At 73.9% G+C, this 20819-nt stretch carries 17 protein-coding genes; 5 read left to right on the top strand and 12 right to left on the bottom strand.

Features of this window, described 5'->3' with window-relative positions:
• Positions 1-7 precede the first annotated feature (7 nt).
• Positions 8-1282, bottom strand: a complete 1275-nt coding sequence (locus ACJ5H2_RS11935; RefSeq protein WP_408895613.1) for a Glu/Leu/Phe/Val family dehydrogenase — start codon at positions 1280-1282, stop codon at positions 8-10.
• Positions 1282-2637, bottom strand: a complete 1356-nt coding sequence (gabT, locus tag ACJ5H2_RS11930) for a 4-aminobutyrate--2-oxoglutarate transaminase (RefSeq protein WP_408895612.1) — start codon at positions 2635-2637, stop codon at positions 1282-1284. The genes ACJ5H2_RS11935 and gabT overlap by 1 nt, the downstream gene beginning before the upstream one ends.
• A gap of 126 nt (positions 2638-2763) precedes the next feature.
• Between gabT and ACJ5H2_RS11925 the strand changes: the two genes are divergently transcribed.
• The gene (locus tag ACJ5H2_RS11925) at positions 2764-4248 is read left to right on the top strand and encodes a PucR family transcriptional regulator (protein ID WP_408895610.1); all 1485 of its coding nucleotides are present in this window, start codon (positions 2764-2766) and stop codon (positions 4246-4248) included.
• A gap of 4 nt (positions 4249-4252) precedes the next feature.
• Here the strand turns inward: ACJ5H2_RS11925 and ACJ5H2_RS11920 are convergent, their stop codons facing one another.
• The gene (locus tag ACJ5H2_RS11920; RefSeq protein WP_408895609.1) at positions 4253-5497 is read right to left on the bottom strand and encodes a class I adenylate-forming enzyme family protein; all 1245 of its coding nucleotides are present in this window, start codon (positions 5495-5497) and stop codon (positions 4253-4255) included.
• Positions 5498-5519: 22 nt separating this feature from the next.
• Here ACJ5H2_RS11920 and coaE point away from each other — a divergent pair, with 22 nt between their 5' ends.
• Positions 5520-6107: a dephospho-CoA kinase gene (coaE, locus tag ACJ5H2_RS11915; RefSeq protein ID WP_408895608.1), complete on the top strand. Its 588-nt coding sequence runs from the start codon at positions 5520-5522 to the stop codon at positions 6105-6107.
• Position 6108: 1 nt separating this feature from the next.
• Here coaE and ACJ5H2_RS11910 read toward each other — a convergent pair whose 3' ends face one another.
• The 3 genes from ACJ5H2_RS11910 to ACJ5H2_RS11900 form a co-directional block, all read right to left on the bottom strand.
• Positions 6109-7071, bottom strand: coding sequence for an RNA polymerase sigma factor RpoD/SigA (locus ACJ5H2_RS11910; protein WP_408895607.1), 963 nt, complete (start codon positions 7069-7071; stop codon positions 6109-6111).
• A 163-nt stretch (positions 7072-7234) separates the two neighbouring features.
• The gene (locus tag ACJ5H2_RS11905; protein ID WP_408895606.1) at positions 7235-9421 is read right to left on the bottom strand and encodes a S9 family peptidase; all 2187 of its coding nucleotides are present in this window, start codon (positions 9419-9421) and stop codon (positions 7235-7237) included.
• A gap of 10 nt (positions 9422-9431) precedes the next feature.
• Positions 9432-10775 carry a DNA polymerase IV gene (locus tag ACJ5H2_RS11900; RefSeq protein WP_408899629.1) on the bottom strand — a complete coding sequence of 448 codons (1344 nt, stop codon included), beginning with the start codon at positions 10773-10775 and terminating at the stop codon, positions 9432-9434.
• A 133-nt stretch (positions 10776-10908) separates the two neighbouring features.
• Between ACJ5H2_RS11900 and ACJ5H2_RS11895 the strand changes: the two genes are divergently transcribed.
• Positions 10909-11940, top strand: a complete 1032-nt coding sequence (locus ACJ5H2_RS11895; RefSeq protein WP_408895605.1) for a DUF4192 domain-containing protein — start codon at positions 10909-10911, stop codon at positions 11938-11940.
• 9 nt (positions 11941-11949) lie between these two features.
• Positions 11950-13413 (top strand): glutamate-cysteine ligase family protein, encoded by a 1464-nt coding sequence (locus ACJ5H2_RS11890; RefSeq protein ID WP_408895604.1) that lies wholly within the window; start codon positions 11950-11952, stop codon positions 13411-13413.
• Positions 13414-13434: 21 nt separating this feature from the next.
• Here ACJ5H2_RS11890 and ACJ5H2_RS11885 read toward each other — a convergent pair whose 3' ends face one another.
• The gene (locus ACJ5H2_RS11885; RefSeq protein WP_408895603.1) at positions 13435-13848 is read right to left on the bottom strand and encodes a hypothetical protein; all 414 of its coding nucleotides are present in this window, start codon (positions 13846-13848) and stop codon (positions 13435-13437) included.
• Between the two features lie 71 nt (positions 13849-13919).
• Here ACJ5H2_RS11885 and ACJ5H2_RS11880 point away from each other — a divergent pair, with 71 nt between their 5' ends.
• A complete protein-coding gene (locus tag ACJ5H2_RS11880; protein ID WP_408895602.1) occupies positions 13920-14732 on the top strand; it encodes a sulfurtransferase in 813 nt (270 codons plus the stop codon).
• Positions 14733-14735: 3 nt separating this feature from the next.
• Here ACJ5H2_RS11880 and ACJ5H2_RS11875 read toward each other — a convergent pair whose 3' ends face one another.
• The 5 genes from ACJ5H2_RS11875 to ACJ5H2_RS11855 form a co-directional block, all read right to left on the bottom strand.
• Positions 14736-16781 carry an SDR family oxidoreductase gene (locus ACJ5H2_RS11875; RefSeq protein WP_408895601.1) on the bottom strand — a complete coding sequence of 682 codons (2046 nt, stop codon included), beginning with the start codon at positions 16779-16781 and terminating at the stop codon, positions 14736-14738.
• Between the two features lie 26 nt (positions 16782-16807).
• Positions 16808-17800 (bottom strand): septation protein SepH, encoded by a 993-nt coding sequence (gene sepH, locus ACJ5H2_RS11870; RefSeq protein ID WP_408895599.1) that lies wholly within the window; start codon positions 17798-17800, stop codon positions 16808-16810.
• Between the two features lie 83 nt (positions 17801-17883).
• On the bottom strand, positions 17884-18279 hold the full coding sequence (locus ACJ5H2_RS11865) for a YchJ family protein (protein ID WP_408895598.1): 396 nt from the start codon (positions 18277-18279) through the stop codon (positions 17884-17886).
• Positions 18272-19591 carry a D-arabinono-1,4-lactone oxidase gene (locus ACJ5H2_RS11860; protein ID WP_408895597.1) on the bottom strand — a complete coding sequence of 440 codons (1320 nt, stop codon included), beginning with the start codon at positions 19589-19591 and terminating at the stop codon, positions 18272-18274. The genes ACJ5H2_RS11865 and ACJ5H2_RS11860 overlap by 8 nt, the downstream gene beginning before the upstream one ends.
• The gene (locus ACJ5H2_RS11855; RefSeq protein ID WP_408895595.1) at positions 19560-20795 is read right to left on the bottom strand and encodes an MFS transporter; all 1236 of its coding nucleotides are present in this window, start codon (positions 20793-20795) and stop codon (positions 19560-19562) included. The genes ACJ5H2_RS11860 and ACJ5H2_RS11855 overlap by 32 nt, the downstream gene beginning before the upstream one ends.
• Positions 20796-20819 lie beyond the last annotated feature (24 nt).

Genomic DNA, 20819 nt, shown 5'->3' with positions numbered 1-20819 from the left:
CGTCGGGTCACGGGTAGAGGCCGCGCAGCTGGTGCGCCTGGGCGACGCGCTCGACGGCGAGGCAGGTCGCGGCCGTGCGCAGGGGGACGTCGAGGCGGGCGGCAGCGGCGTTGACCGAGTCCCAGGCGGCGAGCATCCGCTCGGCCAGCCGGGCCTCGACCTCGTTCTCGCTCCACCAGTAGGCCTGGTTGGCCTGCACCCACTCGAAGTAGGACACGATGACGCCGCCGGCGTTCGCCAGGATGTCCGGTACGACGAGCCGGTCGGCCTCCTGCAGGATGCGGTCGGCCTCGGGGGTGGTGGGGCCGTTGGCGCCCTCCACGACCACCTTGGCCTGCACGCGACCGGCGTTGTCGGCGCGGAGCACGCCCTCGACGGCGGCGGGGACGAGCAGGTCGACCTCGGCCTCGAGCACGGTCTCGGCGGGCACGGCCTCGCCGCCGGCGAAGCCGACCACCGAGCCGGTCGCGTCGACGTGCTTCTCGAGGGCGACGATGTCGAGACCGGTCGACGCGAACACGGCGCCGTACTGGTCGGACACGGCGAGCACCCGGGTGCCGGCCTCGGCGAGGAAGCGGGCGGCGTACCGGCCCACCTTGCCGAAGCCCTGGACCGACGCGGTCGCGCCGGCCGGGTCGATGCCGCGCGAGCGCAGCGCCGCGAGCGCCACGTGGACGACGCCCCGCGAGGTGGCGGTGGCGCGGCCCCGCGAGCCGCCGAGGCTGATCGGCTTGCCGGTGGTGACGCCGAGGACGGTGTGGCCCTGCTGGACGGAGTAGGTGTCCATCAGCCACGCCATGGTCTTCTCGTCGGTGCCGATGTCGGGCGCGGGGATGTCGCGCTCCGGACCGATCAGCGGGCTGATCTCGCTGGTGTAGCGCCGGGTCACGCGCTCCAGCTCGGCGGCCGAGTAGTGGCGCGGGTCGATCCGGACCCCGCCCTTCGCGCCGCCGTAGGGCACGTCGAGGAGCGCGCACTTCCAGGTCATCCACATCGCCAGCGCGCGGACCTCGTCGAGGTCGACGTCGGGGGAGTAGCGCAGCCCGCCCTTGGCCGGACCGCGGGAGAAGTTGTGCTGCACCCGGTGACCGACGAACAGCTCGGTCGTGCCGTTGTCGCGACGCAGCGGGATGCTGACCGTCACCTCGCGGCGCGGCGTGGCGAGCATCTGGTGCAGGCCCTCGTCGTACCCGAGCAGCGTGGTCGCCTCCCGCAGCTGGGTGCGGGCGTCGGCCAGCGGCCCGGTACCGGCGGCGGTGTCGGGCTCGTGGAGCGCGGTCATCAGTTCTCCTGGCTGAGCTCTGCGAGGATCCCGGCGAGCAGGTCGAGCGCCTCGTCGAGCAGGTGGTCGGGCATCGACAGCGGAGGCAGGAAGCGCAGCACGTTGCCGTAGGTGCCGCAGGTCAGGACGACCATGCCCTGCGCGTTCGCGGCGGCCGCGATCCGCTTGGTGAGGTCGGCGTCGGGCTCGGTGGTGCCCGGCTTCACGAGCTCGACGGCGATCATCGCGCCGCGGCCGCGGACCTCGCCGATGCGCGGGTCCTGCTCCTGCAGGGCGCGCAGCCGCTCGGTCATCGTCTTGCCGATGGTGCGCGCGCGGTCGACCAGGCCCTCGGCCTCGATCGTCTCGATGACGGCGAGCGCGGCGGCGCACGCGAGCGGGTTGCCGCCGTACGTGCCGCCCAGGCCGCCGGCGTGCGCGGCGTCCATGATCTCCGCGCGGCCGGTCACGGCGGCCAGCGGGAGACCGCCGGCGATGCCCTTCGCGGTCACGATCAGGTCCGGGACGACGCCCTCGTGGTCACAGGCGAACAGCTCGCCGGTGCGGGCGAAGCCGGTCTGCACCTCGTCGGCGACGAAGACGACGCCGTTCTCGCGACACCAGGCGACCAGGGTCGGCAGGAAGCCCTCGGCCGGGACGATGAAGCCGCCCTCGCCCTGGATGGGCTCGATGACGACGGCGGCGAGGTTCTCGGCGCCGACCTGCTTCTCGATCACGTCGATCGCCTTGCGCGCCGCCTCGACACCGTCGAGACCGCCGTCGCGGAAGGGATAGGACAGGGGCGCGCGGTAGACCTCGGAGGCGAACGGGCCGAAGCCCTTCTTGTACGGCATGTTCTTCGCCGTCATCGCCATCGTGAGGTTGGTGCGTCCGTGGTAGGCGTGGTCGAAGACGACGACGCCCTGCTTGCCCGTCGCGGCGCGCGCGATCTTGACGGCGTTCTCGACGGCCTCGGCGCCGGCGTTGAAGAGCGCGGAGCGCTTCTCGTGGGTGCCGGGGGTGAGCTCGTTGAGCTTCTCCGCGACGGCGACGTAGCCCTCGTAGGGGGTGACCATGAAGCAGGTGTGGGTGAACTCGGCGACCTGTCGGGTCACCGCCTCGACAACGCGCGGGGCGCTGTTGCCGACGGTGGTCACGGCGATGCCGGAGCCGAGGTCGATGAGCTGGTTGCCGTCGGCGTCGACGAGGATGCCGCCGCCGGCGGCGACGACCTGGACCGGCAGGCCGACCGCGACACCGGACGCGACGGCCTTGGCCTTGCGTGCCGCGAGCTCCTGCGAGCGGGGGCCGGGGATCTCGGTGACGAGACGGCGCTCCTGCGTGATGCTGGGGCCGCCGGTGGGCTGCTGGCTCATGGACGTCCTATCGTCGAAGGGCTGCCGGGAGGACCGGCCGATGCCGTCGACGGTAGGCCCGGCAGAGGAGCACGGCCATATCCGTCCTGCACAATCTGCCGCCCTTGGTTGTGCAATGATGCCCCCATGGTGTCGGTGGCGGACCTGGTCGCGCGGCGGGCTCTCGGTCTGCGGGCGGTCCACGCCGTGGAGGGACCGTCGTTGCGCTGGGTCGCGACCAGCGAGCTGCCCGACCCGACGCCCTTCCTCGAGGGTGGTGAGCTCCTCCTCACCACCGGGCTGGGCACGCGCGGTTGGAGCGACCAGTGGGACGCCTACGTCGGCCGGCTGGTCGCCGCGGGCGCCGCGGCGGTCGGGGTCGGCGTCGGGCTGACCTACGACGAGCTGCCCGCGAGGCTCGTCGAAGCCTGCCGGGCCCACGGTCTGACGCTGCTGGAGGTCCCCCGGGAGACCACCTTCGTGGCGGTGTCGCGGGCCGCCGCCGAGCTGCTGCAGGACCAGGAGGCGGCGTCGACCCGCCTCGCCCTCGACCTGCAGCGCAGGCTGACCCGGGCCGCGCTGGGACTCGACCTGCGCCCGCTGCTCGAGCGCCTGGCCCAGCTCCTCGACGCCGCCGTCGCCCTCGTGCACCGCGACGGCGAGCCCGCGGAGGGCCCCCTCGGCGCGCGCCGGGAGCGGCTCGACCTCGACCTGGTGCGCGCCGAGGTCGCCGGCATCAAGGGGCAGGGCCTCGGCGCCGTTTCCACCAGGACCGATGGCAGCGCCACGACGCTGGTGCGCCCGATCGGCCTCGCGGGCCGCCCCGAGCTCTACCTCGCGGTGTGCCTCCCGGGGCCGCTCGGTGACCCGCAGCGCTCCGCGGTCAGCACGGCCGCGGTGCTGCTCAGCCTGGCGGTCGAGCGGCGGGCGGAGCGCCGGGCCGCCGAGCGGCGGCTCCGGGGCCGGGCGCTGGAGCTCCTGTGCGCGGGCGACCTGCGCTCCGCGGAAGTGCTGCTCGACGCCGCGGAGGGTGGCCGCACCGTGCCCGAGCGGCTCCGCGTGCTCCGGATGACCGGCGCCCGGGACGCGCTCGACGACGCGCTCGACCGGCTGGAGGACGACCTCGCCGTCGAGGGCGCCCTGGCCGGAGTCGTCGACGGCGAGCTGGTGGCGGTGCTCGCGCCCGCCCGGCTCCCCGGGGTGCTGGACATCGTCTCCGGCAGCGGGCTGCGGGTGGGCGTCGGGCGGGCCGTCCCCGCCACCGAGGCCCGCCGCAGCGCCGAGTCGGCGGGCCACGCCCTGGACCGGACGAGCGCCGCCAGCCCCGTCCGCCGCTGGGAGGAGGTGGCCGACGCCGGACCGCTGGCCCTGGTCCCCGAGGCGCTCGGCAGGGAGTACGCCGCCGGCCTGCTCGCGCCGCTCGACGCCGAGCACCGTGCCACCCTGGCGGCCTTCCTGCGCCACCACGGTGCGCGCGGCGCCGTCGCCGACGACCTCGGTGTGCACCGCAACACGGTCCGGAACCGGATCGCCGAGATCGAGGGGCTGACCGGCCTCGACCTCGACGACCCGGCTGCGCGGGTCGGCGCCTGGCTGGCGCTGGAGCTGGCCGCGGACCAGCCTCCGGCCTAGGCGCTCAGGGCCGGGGCAGCTCGCTGCGCCGTACCTTGCCGGTGAGGGTGCGGGGGAGCGCGGCGAGAAGGACGTAGTCCTTGGGCCGCTTGGGCGGGGCGAGGTGGGTGCGGGCGAAGGCGTGCAGGGCGTCCTCGGTGACACCGCCGGGGCCGGGCACCACCGCGGCGCGCACGCGCTGGCCCCACTGAGGATCGTCGACGCCGTACACCGCGACGTCGGCGACGCCGGGGCAGCCGCCGAGCACCTGCTCCACCTCGGTGGGGTAGACGTTGACGCCCCCGCTGATCACGAGGTCCTCGCGCCGGCCGTCGAGGTAGAGATAGCCGTCCTCGTCCAACCGGCCCAGGTCGCCGACCGTGAACGCCGGACCGGCGGGGGTCTCGCGCCAGGCGGCGGCCGTCTTCTCCGGGGCACCGAAGTACGAGAAGCGGGCGTAGGAGGGCACCGTGCACCAGATCGTGCCGTCCGGGTCGGTGGTCAGCGTGCGTCCCGGCCGCGCCCGGCCGACGGTGCCGGGCCGCTCCAGCCACTCCTCGCTGCGACAGGCGGTGAACTGGCCCTCGGTCGAGCCGTAGAACTCCCAGGTCGAGCCGGGTGGGAAGGACTCCAGGAGGCGGTGCTTGAGCTCGACCGGGCAGGGCGCCCCGGCGTGGGCCACCAGCCGGAAGCAGGACAGGTCGGGCGCGCCGTGCTCGTCCCAGTGCGCGAAGAGCCGCTGCAGGTGGGTCGGGACGCAGAACATCGTGGTGGGTCGCTCGCGCTCGATCGCGGCGGTCACCGCGGCCGGGTCGAAGGGGCCGGGGATCACGATCCGCCCGCCCGCGAGCAGCGTGCCCATCGCGAAGCGCAGCGGTGCGGAGTGGTAGAGCGGGCTGAGGACGAGGTTGACGTCCTCGGCGCAGAAGCCCCACAGCGCGCGCTCCTCCGCGACCAGCGCCTCCGCGTCGTCGGGAGAGAGCAGGCCGGAGTACACCCCCTTCGGCACCCCGGTCGTGCCACTGGTGCAGTGCATCGGGCGACCGAGCGGCAGACCCGCCTCGGGAAGACCGTCGACGAGCGCCGCGAGCTCGTCGGGCGACCGGACGACGTCGGTCGGCGCCAGGCCGGCGAGGATCCGCTCCTGCTCGGAGGGCGTCAGCCGGGGGTCGAGCGGGATCGGGAAGACGCCGGCGGTGAGTATCCGCAGCACCGCGTCGACGTACGCGTGCGAGCCGGGCAGCAGCAGGGCGACGCGCGCGTTCTCCACGCCCTCACAGTAGGGTCCGCGTGTGCGCGTCGGACTGACCGGGGGGATCGCCTCGGGGAAGAGCACCGTGTCGTCGATCCTGCGGGAGCTGGGGGCGGTCGTCATCGACGCCGACCAGATCGCCCGCGAGGTCGTGGCGAAGGGGACCCCGGGCCTGGCGGCCGTCGTCGAGGCCTTCGGCGCCGAGATGCTGACGCCGGACGGCGAGCTGGACCGGCCCCGGATGGGCGCGCTCGTGTTCGCCGACGAGGCGCGGCGCAAGGTGCTGGAGGGGATCGTGCACCCGCTCGTCTTCGAGCGGTACGCCGAGCTCGAGGCCTCCGCGCCCACGGACGCGGTCGTGGTCCACGACATCCCACTGCTCGTCGAGTCCGGCCGCGCGGCCGAGTTCGACGCGGTCATCGTGGTGGACGCCCCCGAGGAGACCCAGGTGGAGCGGATGGTGCGCGACCGCGGCTGGACCGAGGACGAGGCCCGCGCCCGGATCGCCGCCCAGGCCACCCGCGAGCAGCGGCGAGCCGTGGCGACCTACCTGATCGAGAACACCGGGACGCGCGAAGACCTCCGCCGCAAGGTGACGGAGGTCTTCGCGGAGCTGGCTGCGGCCTGAGTCAGGCCGCCATGTCCGGGTCGCCGAGGCGACGCAGCTTCTGCAGCGCCTCGCGCTCGAGCTGACGGACCCGCTCGGCGGAGATGCCGTGCTTGACGCCGATGTCGGCGAGCTTGTGCTGGCGTCCGTCGGTCAGGCCGTAGCGGGAGCGAATGATGTCGGCGGCCCGCTCGTCGAGCTGGTCGACCAGGCTGTTGAGGCGGTCGCGCGCCTCGGTGTCGAGGAAGGTGAGGTCCGGGCCGGGCGCGGTCTCCTGGGCCATCAGGTCGCCGAGCGAGGTGTCGCCGTCCTCGTCGACCGGGGTGTCGAGGCTGACGTGCTCGCGCCCCCAGGCCATCAGGTCGAGCACCCGCTCGACCTCCAGGCCGAGCTCGGCGGCGATCTCCGCCGGCTCCGGGTCGCGACCCAGTTGGCGCTCGAGGGTACGGCGCGCGCCGCCGACCTGGTTGAGCTCCTCGACCACGTGGACGGGCAGCCGGACCACGCGGGCCTGCTGGGCGATGCCGCGGGTGATCGCCTGGCGCACCCACCAGGTGGCGTAGGTGGAGAACTTGTAGCCCTTGGCGTAGTCGAACTTCTCGACCGCTCGGATCAGGCCGGTGTTGCCCTCCTGGATCAGGTCGAGCATCGGCATCTGGGCCCGTCCGTACTTGCGGGCGATGGACACCACCAGGCGCAGGTTGGCGTTGATGAACTCCGTGACGGCCTTGCGGCCCTCCTCGGCGATCCACTCCAGCTCGGCCTCGGTGGCCTGCTTCGGAGCGCCGCCCTTCCGGCGGCCGACGCGGCCCTCGGCGAGCAGGTGCTCGGCGTACAGCCCCGCCTCGATGGTCTTCGCGAGCTCCACCTCCCGGGCAGCGTCGAGCAGGGGAGTCCGGGCGATCTCGTCGAGGTACAGCCCGACGCTGTCGCGTCCCTCGATCTCGCGTCCGGTGTTGCGCGTCCTCGTCATCGTCGCTGCCATGGCGTCCCTCCTTGCCCGTGCGGCTGGAGCCCAAATCCGCACCTGTGGTTCCCAACACCGGGGAGGTACCCCGGATTCCCGAGGACCACCGGTGTTGCTCTCACCCGCATTGACGTCCGGGCCCGCGCAGAAGTTGCGGCCGAGGGCGAATCTCAGGGAGTTCTCAACTTGCGGGCTCCGCGTCGGCCAGCCCGAGCCGGTCGAGGATCCAGGCGAGGGTGAACGCCCGGTCCTCCCAGGCGCGGTAGCGACCGGAGACGCCGCCGTGGCCGGCGGCCATCTCGGTGCGCAGCAGCACCTCGGCCTCCGGGGCGCGCTCGCGCAGGCGCGCCACCCACTTCGCGGGCTCGACGTAGAGCACGCGGGTGTCGTTGAGGGAGGTCTCCGCCAGGATCGGCGGGTAGGGGAGGTCGGCGACGTTCTCGTACGGCGCGTAGCCGGCGATCCGCTCGTAGGCCGCCGGGTCGTCGGTGGGGTTGCCCCACTCGTCGTACTCGGGGACGGTGAGCGGCAGGCTCGGGTCGAGCATCGTCGTGAGCGTGTCCACGAAGGGGACGCCCGCCACGAAGCCGCCGAACGCCTCGGGCGCCTGGTTGGCGACCGCCCCGATCAGCAGGCCGCCGGCACTGGCGCCCTCCGCGACGATCCGCTCGGGGGTGGTCCAGCCGGACGCGACGAGGTGACGGGCGGCGGCGACGAAGTCGTCGAAGGTGTGCTGCTTGTGCTCGAGCTTGCCGTCGTCGTACCAGTGACGGCCCATCTCGCCGCCACCCCGGACGTGCGCGATCGCGAAGGCCGCGCCGCGGTCGAGCAGGGAGAGCCGGCTGACGGCGAAGTAGGGGTCGATGGAGGCCTCGTAGGCGCCGTAGCCGTACAGGTGCACGGGAACCGGGTCCGCGCCCGCCGGCCCGCGGGCGCCCTTGCGCACGACCAGCGAGATCGGCACCCGCACGCCGCCGACGGAGTCAGCCCAGAGGCGGTGCTCCTCGTAGTCGTCGGCGTCGTAGCCGCCGAGCACCGGCGCCTGCTTGCGCAGCACCAGCTCGCCGGTGCGCAGGTCGTGGTCGTAGACCGCCGACGGTCGGGCAAGGCTGGTCATCCCCACCCGGATCGTCGGCTGCTCGAAGGCGGGGTTGCTGCCCGCCCCGACGGTGGCGAGCTCGCCGGGGAACTCCACGAGTCGGTCGCCGACGACCGGGTGCTCCGGGTCGGTGCCGAGGTCGAGGACCCGGACCTGGGTGCTGCCGCCGCTGCGCTGCTGCACCACGAGATGGCCGGCGAAGGCGTCGACGTCCTCGAGCCGGACCTCGGGGTCGTGGGGGAGCAGCGGGCGCCAGTCCGCGGGCGCCGTGGGTACGGCGGGGGCGTGGCCGAGCTCGAACTCCGGGCCGGTGGCGTTGTGCAGCACCAGGAAGCGGTCCTGGCCGCCGACCACCGCGTGCTCGAGGGAGTACTCGACGCCGTCGGTGCGCTCGGCGAAGCAGACGGGCTTCGCCTGCGCGTCGTCCGCGGGGAGCACGTGGAACTCCGAGGTGGTCTTAGAGCTCGCCGCGATCATCACGTAGCGACGGCTGCGGGTGCGTCCGACGCCGACGAAGTAGCGGCCGTCGGGCTCGTGGAAGACCAGCTCGTCGTCGGCCTGCGCGGTGCCGAGCCGGTGGCGCCAGACCTTGTCGGGCCGCCAGGCGTCGTCGACGGTGGTGTAGTAGAAGTGGTCGGCCTGTCCGGTCGCGGAGAGCCCGCCCCAGGTCACCCCGCCGAGGACGTCGGTGAGCACGTCCTCGCGCAGCTCCCGGGTCTCCAGGTCCAGGACCCGGACCGTGTAGCGCTCGTCGCCGACCACGTCCACGGCGTAGGCGAGGAGCCGGTCGTCGGGGCTGACCGAGGAGCCACCGAGCGAGAAGAACTCGTGGCCCTCCGCGAGGGCGTCCAGGTCGAGCAGCACCTCCTCGCCGGGCAGCGCGGGCTGGTCGGGGCTCGCGTCGGCAGCGGGCACGGGCGGGGTCCAGTCGTCGGGGTCCGCCACCGGGACGCGGCAGCTCGCGCCGTACTGGCGGCCCTCGAAGGAGCGGCCGTAGTACCAGTAGCCCCGGACGCGGGTCGGCACCGACAGGTCCGTCTCCAGGGTGCGGGCCTTGATCTCGTCGAAGATCCGGCCGCGCAGGTCCGCGAGGTGCGCCGTGCGCGCCTGGGTGTAGGCGTTCTCGGCCTCGAGATGGGCGATGACCGCCGGGTCCTCCTTGGCGCGCAGCCACTCGTACTCGTCGGTGCGGGTGTGGCCGTGGTGCGTCGTGGTGACGGGGTGGCGCGGTGCAGTCGGGGCGGTCGGTGCTGTCGGGGCGACGGACATGCCCGGAACGCTACTGCTCCTCCGGTTGCTCCGCCGACGGCGGCCGCCAGCGCTGGAGAGCCGGGTCGTCGGATCGGAACGAGCGCACCGGCCCGGGCGGCGTCTCCGCGGTCTCGAAGCGCACCGTCACCACGCCCTTGCCGGAGCCCCACACCCAGCCCCGACCGTGCTCGGCGTGGACCACGTCCATCCCGGGAGCCCAGGTCTCGCCGCGCCAGCGGGCCCCCGCCTGGTCCGGCTCCGGCTCGGGCTCCGTCCCGACCCCGTCGTCGGGCTCCTCGCCGGTGCCGAACAGGTCCTCCTGGATCCAGTCAGCCAGCCCGGAGACGCCGACGCCGAGCAGTCGGACGCCACCGGACGTGTCGAGGTCCTCGAGCAGGGTGCGCGCCAGGCGGGCGATCGTCGCCGGCTCGTCGGTCGGCGCCGGCAGGGTCGAGGAGCGGCTGAGCGTGGTGAAGTCGTAGAGGCGCACCTTGATGGTGACCGTGCGGCCCGACAGGCCGCTCGTGCGAAGGCGCTTGGCGACCTCGCCGGCCTGGCGGGTCACGATCGCGGCCATCTGCTGCCGGTCGGTCAGGTCGTGCTCGTAGGTGCCCTCGACGCTGACCGACTTGGTCTCCCGGTCCGCGACGACCGGGCGGTCGTCCTGGGCGCGCGCGAGCTGGAAGAGGCTGTGTCCCTGCGCCTTGCCGACCAGCCGGACCAGCTCGTCCTGGCTGACCCGCTCCAGTTCCTCGACGGTGTGCACCCCGGCCCTGCGCAGTCGCTCGACGGTCGCCGGGCCGACCCCCGGGATCACCGAGACGTGCAGGGGACGCAGCACGGCGAGCTCGGTGCCGGGCGCCACCACGACCAGGCCGTCGGGCTTGCGCAGGTCGCTGGCGATCTTGGCGAGGAACTTCGAGGACGCGATGCCGACCGAGGCGGTCAGCCCGCCGGTGACCTCCCGCACCCGCGTGCGCAGCTCCTCGCCGAGGGCCGTCACGGTCGGGACCTCGAGGTCCGGCAGGCCGGCCTGGGCGAGGTCGACGAACGCCTCGTCGAGGGACAGGGGCTCGACGAGGGGGGAGCAGTCGCGCAGCACCGCCATCACCGCAGCGCTCGTGGCCCGATAGGCCTCGAAGCGGCCCGAGAGGTACGCCGCGTGCGGGCACCGCGCGCGAGCCTCGCGCGTGGACATCGCCGAGCGGACGCCGTACACGCGGGCCTCGTAGGACGCCGTCGAGACCACCCCGCGTCCGCCGACGCCCCCGACGACCACCGGCTTGCCCCGCAGGGACGGCTTGTCGCGCTGCTCCACGGCGGCGTAGAACGCGTCGAGGTCCAGATGGAGGACCGAGGCGTGGGCGCGCACCGACGTCACGTTAGTCGTCACCGGTGACAGCAGGATCCCTCGGCTCTCCCCAGGCAGCGTCTCCGTGCGGCTCCTCCCCAGGCCGCCGGCCGGCCCCGTGCGGCTGTCGCCCGTCCGGGCGAGCGTGCTCGTCATGACCACGAGCTCCGCAATGCCCCGTCCGCCCGCGCGCCTGACCCTGCGCCGGCCCGAGGACCTGTTCGCCGCGGCACCGGTGCTGCTCGGGTTCTGGCCCGAGCAGTCGGTCGTGCTGATGACCTTCGGCGCCCGCCATCCCTTCCACGCGCGCATCGACCTCCCGCCGACCGTCGCCGGCTCCGCTGTCGTCCGGCGCCAGCTGGCCGCCGCGCTCCTCGGCCCTGCGCTGCGGCACGGCGCCGACCAGGTCGTGCTCCTCTACTACGCCGAGGACTCCGCTCCGGCGGAGGCCGCGCACCGCACGCTGCGGCGGGCCTGCCGGCGCTCGGGGCTGGAGGTGCTGGCCGCGCTGGCGACGGACGGCACGCACTACCGCGACCTCGAGCACCGGGTCCCCGCCGCTCGATCCCGCCGCCATCCCGTGGACGTGTCCGCCCACCCCTTCGTGGTGGAGGCCATCGTCGACGGGCGCCTCGCCCATCGCACCCGGGCCGACCTGGTCTCCTCGGTCGACCAAAACCCTGCCGCCGCGGAGGCGGTCGCGTCGGCGCTCCGGTCGGGACGGCACGCCGAGGACGGCGTCCCCGCGAGCGACAGCGCGGTGCGCGAGGCGGGGGCGTGGGTGGCACACGCCGTCCGAGACCTCGTCGCCGACGAGACGCCGCCCGGTGACGACGACCTCGCCCACCTTCTCTGGGTGATGCAGGCCCCGCGGGTCCGGGACGCCGCGTGGTCCACGATCACCCGCGCGTCCGCGCAGGAGCACGTCCGGCTGTGGTCGGGCGTGGTCCGACGCGCTCCGGAGTCGCTGGTCGCCGCCCCGGCCGCGCTGCTGGGCTGGGCGGCGTGGCAGGCCGGCGACGGCGCACTGGCCTGGATCGCCGTCGACCGCTGCACCCGGGCGAGTCCGGGCTACCGCATGGCAGCCCTGCTCGCCTCGCTCCTCCAGGACGCGGTGCCGCCCGCGGCGTGGCAGGGAGGCCCGGCATGGGACAGGGGGCTGCCCGAGCGGTGGGCGACCTTCTAAGGTCGATGCATGGGAGACGACGTCGCGGCCCAGGAGTTCAGCCCCGCCGACCGCACCCGCTACCGGGAGAAGGTCCGGCGCTGCCTCGACGTGTTCGAGCGGATGCTGCGCGAGTCCGCCTTCGACACCGACGACCCCTGGACGGGGGTCGAGGTGGAGCTCAACCTCGTCGACGACGCGGGCGACCCCGCGCTGCGCAACGCCGAGGTGCTCGACGCGATCGAGGACCCCGACTTCCAGACCGAGCTCGGCCAGTTCAATATCGAGCTCAACCTCGCGCCCGGCCCGCTGGCCGACGGGGGCCTCGACGGCTACGAGGCCCAGCTGCGGGCCAGCCTCAACCATGCCGAGGAGCGCGCGGCCGCGCTGGGCGCCCACCTCGTGATGATCGGGATCCTCCCGACGCTGGCGCCCGAGCACCTGCGCGCCGAGGTCATCAGCGCCAACCCGCGCTACCGGCTGCTCAGCGAGCAGATCCTGCGGGCCCGTGGCGAGGACATCAGCATCGACATCCGCGGCGTCGAGCGACTGCACGCCACGGTCGACACGATCATGCCCGAGGCCGCGTGCACGAGCACCCAGTTCCACGTCCAGGTCAGCCCGGACCAGTTCGCGTCGTACTGGAACGCCTCCCAGGCGATCGCGGGCGTGCAGCTCGCGGTCGCCGCGAACTCGCCGTACCTGCTCGGGAAGCAGCTGTGGTCGGAGACCCGGATCCCGCTCTTCGAGCAGGCGACCGACACCCGCGGGGAGGAGCTCAAGGCGCAGGGGGTGCGCCCGCGCGTGTGGTTCGGGGAGCGGTGGATCACCTCGGTGTTCGACCTGTTCGAGGAGAACGTGCGCTACTTCCCGCCGCTGCTGCCGGTGATCGACGAGGAGGACCCGCTCACCGTCCTGGAGGCCGGCGGCACGCCGAACCTGTCCGAGCTGCGGCTGCACAACGGCACCATCTACCGCTGGAACCGGCCGGTCTACGACATCACCGGCGGCCTGCCGCACCTGCGTGTGGAGAATCGGATCCTCGCCGCGGGCCCGACGGTCGTCGACACCATCGCCAACGCGGCCTTCTACTTCGGGCTGGTGCGCGCCCTGGCCGACAACGACCGCCCGCTGTGGTCCCAGATGTCCTTCAGCGCGGCCGAGGAGAACTTCCACAGCGCCGCGCGCCACGGGATCGACGCCGAGGTGTACTGGCCCCAGCTGGGTCGGGTGCGGGCCACCGAGCTCGTCGTGCGACGGCTGCTCCCGCTGGCCCACGAGGGGCTCGCCGCGTGGGGCGTCGACGCCGACGAGGCGCACCGCTATCTCGACATCATCGAGCAGCGCTGCCTGCAGGGCACCAACGCGTCCGACTGGTTCACCCGTCGCGTGCACGAGCGCGACGACGCCGACCGGTACGACGCCCTGCGCGCGGTGCTCGCCGAGTACCGCAAGCGGATGCACGACAACCAGCCGGTCCACACCTGGGTCTAGCCGGCGCCCGGCAGCGCGGGCTCACGGCTGGCGCAGCCGGGTCCAGCTCCGGCCCACCCCGGAGCGCGGGTCGCGCCACGAGCGGCGCGTGACGACGACCAGGTCGAGGCGGACGCCGAGCTCGGCGCCGGCCTGGCCCGCGGCCGCGGCCCACGCGAGGTCCTCCAGATCGGGACCCTCCGGGTGCCGGGTCAGCCAGACCAGCGGCACGACGCTCTGGGCGAGGTGCGCGCGGGTCATCGCCTCCAGCATCTCCGTGCGCAGCGCCAGGTCGAGCCCCTCCCCGGTGTCGAGCTCCAGCGAGCGCACGTCGGCGCCCGGGATCCCGACATGCAGCGACGGCGGAAGGTGACAGCGCCCCTCGAGGGCCGCGTGGGCTCGCACCGCGCGCAGCAGGACCCGGCCGAGCAGCATCGGCACCGGCTCCTGGATCATGGCGGCGAGCCTGCCGGATCCGCGACGGTGGCGCGTCGCTCCTCCACAGGCGGCCGGACTAGGGTCGGCGCATGAGGTCCGGGCTGATCGGCGTCGACGAGCTGCGCAGCGTCCGCGGGCAGGCGAGCGTCCTCGACGTGCGCTACCGCATGGGCGCCCCCGCCGGGCCGGCGGAGTACGCCGCCGGCCACATCCCCGGCGCCGGGTACGTCGACCTCGACACGGACCTCGCCGGTGCCCCGGGGGAGCGGGGACGCCACCCGCTGCCCGACGTGGCCGACTTCGAGGCGGCGATGCGGAGGGTGGGAGTGCGCCGCGACCGCCCCGTCGTCGTGTACGACGACTGGGCCGGTCATGCCGCGGCCCGCTGCTGGTGGCTGCTGCGCTTCCACGGCCACCCCGACGTGCGGGTCCTGGACGGCGGCTGGTCCGCGTGGCGCGACGGCGGCGGCGAGGTCGAGACGGGGGACGGGGCCCCGGTGCGGCCCGGTGACTTCAGCGCGGTGCCCGGCGGCCTGCCGGTCGTCGGCGCGGACCGTGCCCGCGACGCCGGCGTCCTGGTCGACGCGCGAGCCGCCGAGCGCTATCGAGGCGAGGTCGAGCCGATCGACCCGGTCGCCGGCCACATCCCGGGCGCGGTCAACGTGCCCACGAGCCGCAACCTCGACGCGTCCGGGCGCTTCCGTGCGCCCGCGGAGCTCGCCGCGACCTACGCCGAGGTCGGGGCCGTGCCCGGCGCCGACGTCGCGGTCTACTGCGGCTCCGGGGTGACCGCGGCCCACGACGTGCTCGCCCTCGAGCTCGCCGGCGTCACGGCCGCGCTCTACCCCGGCAGCTGGAGCGAGTGGGTCGTCGATCCCGCGCGCCCCGTCGCTCGGGCCTGACCGCTACCAGTGCACGCCCCGGAACAGCTGGGCGAGCAGCATCTGCTCGGTCTCGCGGTGGTTGGAGGCGGGAGCCTCCTCCGCCGCGGCCGCCGCCTGGGACGCCGGCTTCTGCCCCTTGGCCGCCGCCGAGTCGGGGAACACCTGGTAGGCCAGGTTGAGCACCCGGAACGCCGTCCGCGGCGCGATGGTGTGCGCCAGCTCCCCGGCGGTGCCGAGGGCCGTGTTGATCTCGTGCGGCTTGTCGACCATCGCCTTGACGACCACGTCCGCGGCCTGGGCCGGGGAGATCGTGGGGAACTTGTCGTAGATCTTGGTGGGCGCGATCATCGGCGTCCGCACCAGCGGCATGTGCACGTTGGTGAAGGTGATCCCGTGCCCGACGACCTCCGAGGACACCACGTTGCTCCACGCGTCGAGCGCGGCCTTCGAGGCGACATAGGCCGAGAACCGCGGCGGGTTGGTCTGCACGCCGATCGAGGAGATGTTGACGATGTGGCCCGAGCGCTGGCTGTGCAGCTGCGGCATGAGCCCCATCACGAGGCGGATCGCGCCGAAGTAGTTGAGCTGCATGGTGCGCTCGAAGTCGTGGAAGCGGTCTTGCGACAGCTTGAGGGAGCGCCGGATCGAGCGGCCGGCGTTGTTGACGACGTAGTCGACGCTCGGGAGGTCCGCGACGAGCTGCTCGCACAGCCGGTCGATCGCCTCGAGGTCGGAGAGGTCGCACGGGAACACCTCGGCCCGACCGCCGCGCAGCTCGATCGTCGCCTTGGTGGCCTCGAGCTTCTCCTTGCCGCGTGCGACGAGGACCGGGATGCCGCCGGCCTGGGCGACCTTGAGCGCGACGACCTGGCCGATCCCGGAGGAGGCGCCGGTGATCACGACGTACTTGTCCTTCAGCGCGGCCACCGCCTTGGGGTCCCGCCCCGTCGCGTCGTCGAGGTTCTCCTCCCAGTAGCCCCAGAGCGCGCGGGCGTAGGTCTCGAGTGGCGGCACGCTGAGGCCGGAGCCCGCCAGCGCCCGCTCGGTCGCGCGGGAGTCGAACACCGAGGGGAAGGACGTGTGCGCCAGGACCTCGGCAGGGATGCCGAGCCGGCCCACGGTCTGGTCGAGCGCCAGCTGTGCGGGAGCGGAGCGGAGCACGGCGTTCATCAGGTTGATCGGCCGCAGCGCCCGCGGGATCAGGCCGAGCGGACCTGCCGTGGTGAGGGACCGGTCCACCGGTGTCGCGAAGCGCGGGGCGCCGGCGGCCTCGCAGAACGCGTTGATCATGTCGATCACCGGCTGCGGCTCCGGGTTGACCAGGTGGAAGGCCTCCCCGTCCCGGCCGGGCAGGTGGGCGAGATGGTCCATCGCCTTGGCCACGTAGTCGACCGGCACCAGGTTGGTGTCGCCGAGGTCCACCCCGACGAGCGGCAGCCATGCGGGCAGCACGTCGCGCAGCCGCTTGATGAGCGGGAAGAAGTAGTAGGGGCCGTCGACCTTGTCCATCGCGCCGGTCTCGGAGTGGCCCACCACGATCGCCGGGCGGTACACCCGCCACGGGACCCGCGCGTCGTCCCGGACGATCTTCTCCGACTCGTACTTGGTGCGGTGGTACGGCGAGGGCAGCGGCTGGCCCTCCTCGAACATCGTCTCGTCGAAGCGTCCGTGGTAGTCGCCCGCGGCGGCCACCGACGACACCTGGTGGAAGCAGCCCGCCTGGAGCGCCTCGCCGAGCGCCAGGGCGTTGCGGGTGCCGTCGATGTTCATCGCGTCGTTGGTCGCGTCGTCGGCGGTGATGTCGTAGATCGCCGCGAGATGGAAGAAGTGGTCGACGGTCCCGGCGTGCTGGGCCACCCACTGCGGGTCGACTCCGAGGGCGGGCTCGGTGAGGTCGCCGACGACGGGGTGGACCCGGTCCGACCCCCACTGGCGGATCAGCGCCTCCATGCGCGGCAGCGAGGAGGCACGGACGAGCACGAAGACCGGACCCTGCCGGTGGTCGACGAGCTCGGCGACGAGGTGACGCCCGATGAACCCTGTGGCGCCGGTCACGAAGTAGGCCATGCGCGCACGCTACGCGCTTTTACGGCCTACTGGTCACCGCCGCCGAACATGATCTCATCCCAGCTCGGGACGGAGGCCCGGCCGCGCTTCTTCTGCACGGGGCGCCGGTGCCGGGCGCGCTCCGCCTCGGCGGCGGCCTTCTCCTCGGCGGTCTCCTCGGGTCCCTCCTCGGCGGGCTCCTCGGGAGTGCCGGCCGCCTGGGCGGGAGCGTCCAGGGGCAGGTCGAGCGGGACGTCGAGACGCGGGTCCGCGCCCGCGGTCACCTCGGCGCCCGTGGTCTCCGCGGCGGGCGCGGAGCCACCCAGCGGGAGCTCCTCGGGGACGGCGGAGAGCCGGCGCTCGCGCACCTGCTGCAGGTCGTCGCGGGCCGGCGCGGCCGGCGGGAGCGCCTCGCCGACCAGCCACCGTGCGTCGTCGTTGTCGGAGAGCACGTAGTTGCCGGGGGCGTCGTAGGTGAAGCGGGCGACCCCGCTCCGCTCGGCGGTCTCGAAGGTGCCGGTGAGCACCCAGCGCCCGGTCTCGCGGCGGTAGGCGTCCCAGGTCACCGAGGCCGGGTCGGCGCCGCGTCCGCGCAGGTGGGCCGCGACGGCGTCGCCGAGCACCCGCGCCTGGGCCGAGCCCGCGGCCGCCGGCTGGCCCTCGCCGGGGGTGCGGCGCACCGACGCCCGCTGGGCGCGGGTGGCGACATGCTCGCGCTCGGCGAGCACGGGGGCGACATAGGACATGATCGCCTCGACTGAGGTGCCTGCCGCCTCGGCCACGGCCTCCGCGGACTCGCCGGCACGGATCCGGGTCTGGATCTCGCGGGGCCGGATGCTGCTGCTCATCGAGGTCTCCAATCGACGCGGCGTCTCACCGCGCACCGCCGCCCGCAGGTCGGGTGTGATGTCGAGCGTGAACTCAGCACCCTCGTCGTCCACCAGCAGCAGGCGCCGACGGTCGGCTCCGGGGGACTGGTCGGGCGAGAGGGTCAGGCGCACGGGGCGGGTGGTGCCGCCCTGGTCCGCCGTGTCCGTCATGGTGCCCTCGGGTCGTGTGCCTGCGTGCGAAAGGGGATGCGTCGGGGTGCTGGTGTGGTGCTGGTTCAGGTTATCGGCCGAGCCTACGCCCTCCACCGCGCCCGGCCGCGGACGTAGAGCCAGGTGTCGCCCTGCCGTCGGAACCGGCTGATCTCGTGCAGGGAGCCGGGCACCCCGTCGCGGGTGTAGCGGGCGACGAACTCCACCATGCCGCGGCGGTCGGTGGGCCCGCCGTCCTGCGCCGCGAGCACCTCCAGGCCGGTCCACGTGATCCGCTCGTCGAGGTGGAGCGACGGGGGGCGGGTCGCGGGATGCCAGGTGTGGAGCAGGTAGGACGCCAGGCCCTTGACGAACGCCGTGTAGCGCGAGCGCATCAGCGCCTCCGCGGTCGGCGCCGAGCCCGGGTCGCGGTGGTGGGGGCGGCAGCACTCGTCGTAGGTCCGCCCGGAGGAGCAGGGGCAGGCCGGGCGCTCAGCCATGGAGGACCCGGTCGAGGTAGTCGTTGGTGAACACGCGGTCCGGGTCGAGGCGCTCGCGCAGGGCCCGGAAGTCGGCCATCCGCGGGTAGAGCCCGGCGAGGTCGCCGGCGCCCAGCGTGTGCAGCTTCCCCCAGTGCGGCCGACCCTCGTGGGCGCGCAGGATCGGCTCCATGAGCGCGAAGTAGGCCCGGTGGTCGGCGCGGCGGTGGGTGTGGAAGGCCAGGTAGAAGGAGTCGCGGTCGTACGACGTCGACAGCGGCACGTCGTCGGCCGGGGCGACCCTGATCTCGACCGGGAAGGAGACCGTGAGTCCGGAGCGCTCGAACGCGGCCCGGCACTCCCGCAACACGTCGAGGCCGGCCGCGCGAGGGACGGCGTACTCCATCTCGCGGAAGACCACCCGCCGCTCCGTCGTGAAGACCCGGTGCGCGATGTCGGTGTAGGTGCGTGGCCCGAGCAGGCGGGAGGCGACGCGGTTGGCCGCCGGGATCGCCCGCGGGACGAGGTTGAGCGCGGCGGTCTGCGCCCCGAAGACGGTGTTGGAGAGCAGGTCGTCGTCGAGGCGCGCCCGCCACCGCGGCAGCGGGTCGGCGGCGGACAGGTCGGTGCCGCTGCGCGTGTTGCGCTTGGTCAGCATCCGGTCGGAGTGGGGGAACCAGTACATGTCGACGTGGTCGTGCTCGGCGGTGAGGTCGTCGAAGGCAGCGAGGGCGTCCGACCACGACATCGGCCGCTCCTCGGCACGCAGGAGGAACAGCGGCTCCACCGCGAAGGTCAGCCTCGTCAGGACGCCCAGCGCGCCCAGCCCCACGCGGGCGAGGTCGAGCACGTCGGGGTTCTCGGTCGCGGAGGCGCGCAGGACCTCCCCGGTGCCGGTGACCAGCTCGAGGCCCACGACCTGCGCCGCGAGCCCGGCAGCGCGCCCGCCGGTGCCGTGGGTGCCGGTCGAGATCGCGCCGGCCAGTGTCTGCTCGGCGATGTCGCCCATGTTGTGCAGGCTCAGCCCGAGCCGTGCGAGCTCGGCGTTGAGGACCTTCAGCTGGGTCCCGGCGAGCGCCGTGACGGTCATCGCCTCCCGGTCCACCGCGACGATGCCGCGCATCCCCTCCGGCCGCAGCTGCACGTGGCGGGGGGTGGCGATGCCGGTGAAGCTGTGCCCCGTGCCGGCGCTCTTGACCGTCCGGCCCGCCGCTCGCGCCCGTCGTACGACCTCGGCGACATCGCTGGCGTCGGCGGGCTGGACCACCTCGAGTCCGGCGGCCGACTCGAGCCCGGACCAGCTACGCCAGGTGGTCGGCTGCGGTGTGCTCATGGGGACGCACGCTATCCGGCGCCTCGCCGCGCGGCGCGACCCGGATCAGCAACGCGCCGAGGAGGGTCAGGACGCCGCCCACCACGCAGACGAGGTACGCCGGCGAGGCGCCCGCCTCGTCGATCACCACGCCGGCGACGGCGGCGCCCGGGGCCAGGCCGACCGCCAGGCCGGTCTGGATGAACGCCATGCCCTCGGTCAGCCGGGCGGGCGGCAGCACCTGCTCGGCCAGCGACATGGCCGCGATGAGGGTGGGGGAGATGGCGACGCCGCCGAGCAGCAGCACGAGCGCCATCACGGGCAGGTTGGGCACGAAGGTCAGAGGCACGGCGGCGACGACCATGCCGGCCGCGCCGATCCGGAGCCGGGCGAGCGGCCCGCGCCGCCACGTGATCGCACCGGACACCACGCCCGCGACGAGACTGCCGAACGCCCAGATGCCGAGAAGCACCCCCGACAGGGCCTTGTGCCCCTGCTCGTCGGCGAAGGCCACGGTGACGACCTCGGCCGCACCGAAGACCACGCCCAGGGCGGCGCCCACGAGCGTCAGCGGCACGATCACGCTCCACGGCATCGGCGGCCGCACCGCGTGCGCGTCCGAGCGGGGGTGGGCCGGGGGCTCGGTCCCTCGCTGGACGGCGAACGCATAGGTTCCCACGAGTCCGACCACGAGCGCCGTGCCGAGACCCGCCGCGGGGTGCACGCCGGTCGCCAGCATCGTCACGGCGATCGGACCGACGAGGAAGACCGCCTCGTCGCCGACCGCCTCGAAGGAGAACGCCGTGTGCAACAGGGCCGGACGGTCGGCCAGCGTGTGCGACCACCGGGCGCGCACGCAGGTGCCGACGGAGGGGAGCGAGGCGCCGGCGAGCGCCGCGAAGGCGAAGGTGGACCAGGTCGGCCAGTCCCACTCCAGGGAGCCCATCGCGAGGGCCAGGCCCAGCCCCCAGAGGGTGATGACGACGGGGAGGACCCGGCCCTGGCCGAGCCGGTCGATCAGGCGACCCTGGACGATCGCGAAGCACGCGTTGGCGACCAGGGCGACGGCGGACAGCGCCCCCGCGAAGCCGTACGAGCCGGTCTCGTGCTCGGCGAGCAGGACGATGCCGAGTCCCACCATGGAGATGGGCAGGCGGGCCACCAGGCCGGTCAGGCTGAAGAGCGCCGTGGCGGGCGTGAAGATCTGGCGATAGGTCTGCAACATTGCCCTGCCATCGTCCTCCCTACG

It is taken from the genome of Nocardioides pymetrozini (assembly GCF_046058985.1).
Classification (GTDB): Bacteria; Actinomycetota; Actinomycetes; order Propionibacteriales; family Nocardioidaceae; genus Nocardioides.
This window is presented reverse-complemented; position numbering and strand designations above follow the sequence as displayed.

What these genes read in the sequence shown, in the direction of transcription:
- ACJ5H2_RS11905 (WP_408895606.1), bottom strand. Translation starts at nt 9,421, where the DNA reads ATGTCCGTCGCCCCGACAGCACCGACCGCCCCGACTGCACCGCGCCAC.
- ACJ5H2_RS11855 (WP_408895595.1), bottom strand. Translation starts at nt 20,795, where the DNA reads ATGTTGCAGACCTATCGCCAGATCTTCACGCCCGCCACGGCGCTCTTC.
- ACJ5H2_RS11890 (WP_408895604.1), top strand. Translation starts at nt 11,950, where the DNA reads ATGGGAGACGACGTCGCGGCCCAGGAGTTCAGCCCCGCCGACCGCACC.
- ACJ5H2_RS11895 (WP_408895605.1), top strand. Translation starts at nt 10,909, where the DNA reads ATGACCACGAGCTCCGCAATGCCCCGTCCGCCCGCGCGCCTGACCCTG.
- ACJ5H2_RS11865 (WP_408895598.1), bottom strand. Translation starts at nt 18,279, where the DNA reads ATGGCTGAGCGCCCGGCCTGCCCCTGCTCCTCCGGGCGGACCTACGAC.
- ACJ5H2_RS11935 (WP_408895613.1), bottom strand. Translation starts at nt 1,282, where the DNA reads ATGACCGCGCTCCACGAGCCCGACACCGCCGCCGGTACCGGGCCGCTG.
- gabT (WP_408895612.1), bottom strand. Translation starts at nt 2,637, where the DNA reads ATGAGCCAGCAGCCCACCGGCGGCCCCAGCATCACGCAGGAGCGCCGT.
- sepH (WP_408895599.1), bottom strand. Translation starts at nt 17,800, where the DNA reads ATGACGGACACGGCGGACCAGGGCGGCACCACCCGCCCCGTGCGCCTG.
- ACJ5H2_RS11885 (WP_408895603.1), bottom strand. Translation starts at nt 13,848, where the DNA reads ATGATCCAGGAGCCGGTGCCGATGCTGCTCGGCCGGGTCCTGCTGCGC.
- ACJ5H2_RS11875 (WP_408895601.1), bottom strand. Translation starts at nt 16,781, where the DNA reads ATGGCCTACTTCGTGACCGGCGCCACAGGGTTCATCGGGCGTCACCTC.
- ACJ5H2_RS11925 (WP_408895610.1), top strand. Translation starts at nt 2,764, where the DNA reads ATGGTGTCGGTGGCGGACCTGGTCGCGCGGCGGGCTCTCGGTCTGCGG.
- ACJ5H2_RS11880 (WP_408895602.1), top strand. Translation starts at nt 13,920, where the DNA reads ATGAGGTCCGGGCTGATCGGCGTCGACGAGCTGCGCAGCGTCCGCGGG.
- ACJ5H2_RS11910 (WP_408895607.1), bottom strand. Translation starts at nt 7,071, where the DNA reads ATGGCAGCGACGATGACGAGGACGCGCAACACCGGACGCGAGATCGAG.
- ACJ5H2_RS11860 (WP_408895597.1), bottom strand. Translation starts at nt 19,591, where the DNA reads ATGAGCACACCGCAGCCGACCACCTGGCGTAGCTGGTCCGGGCTCGAG.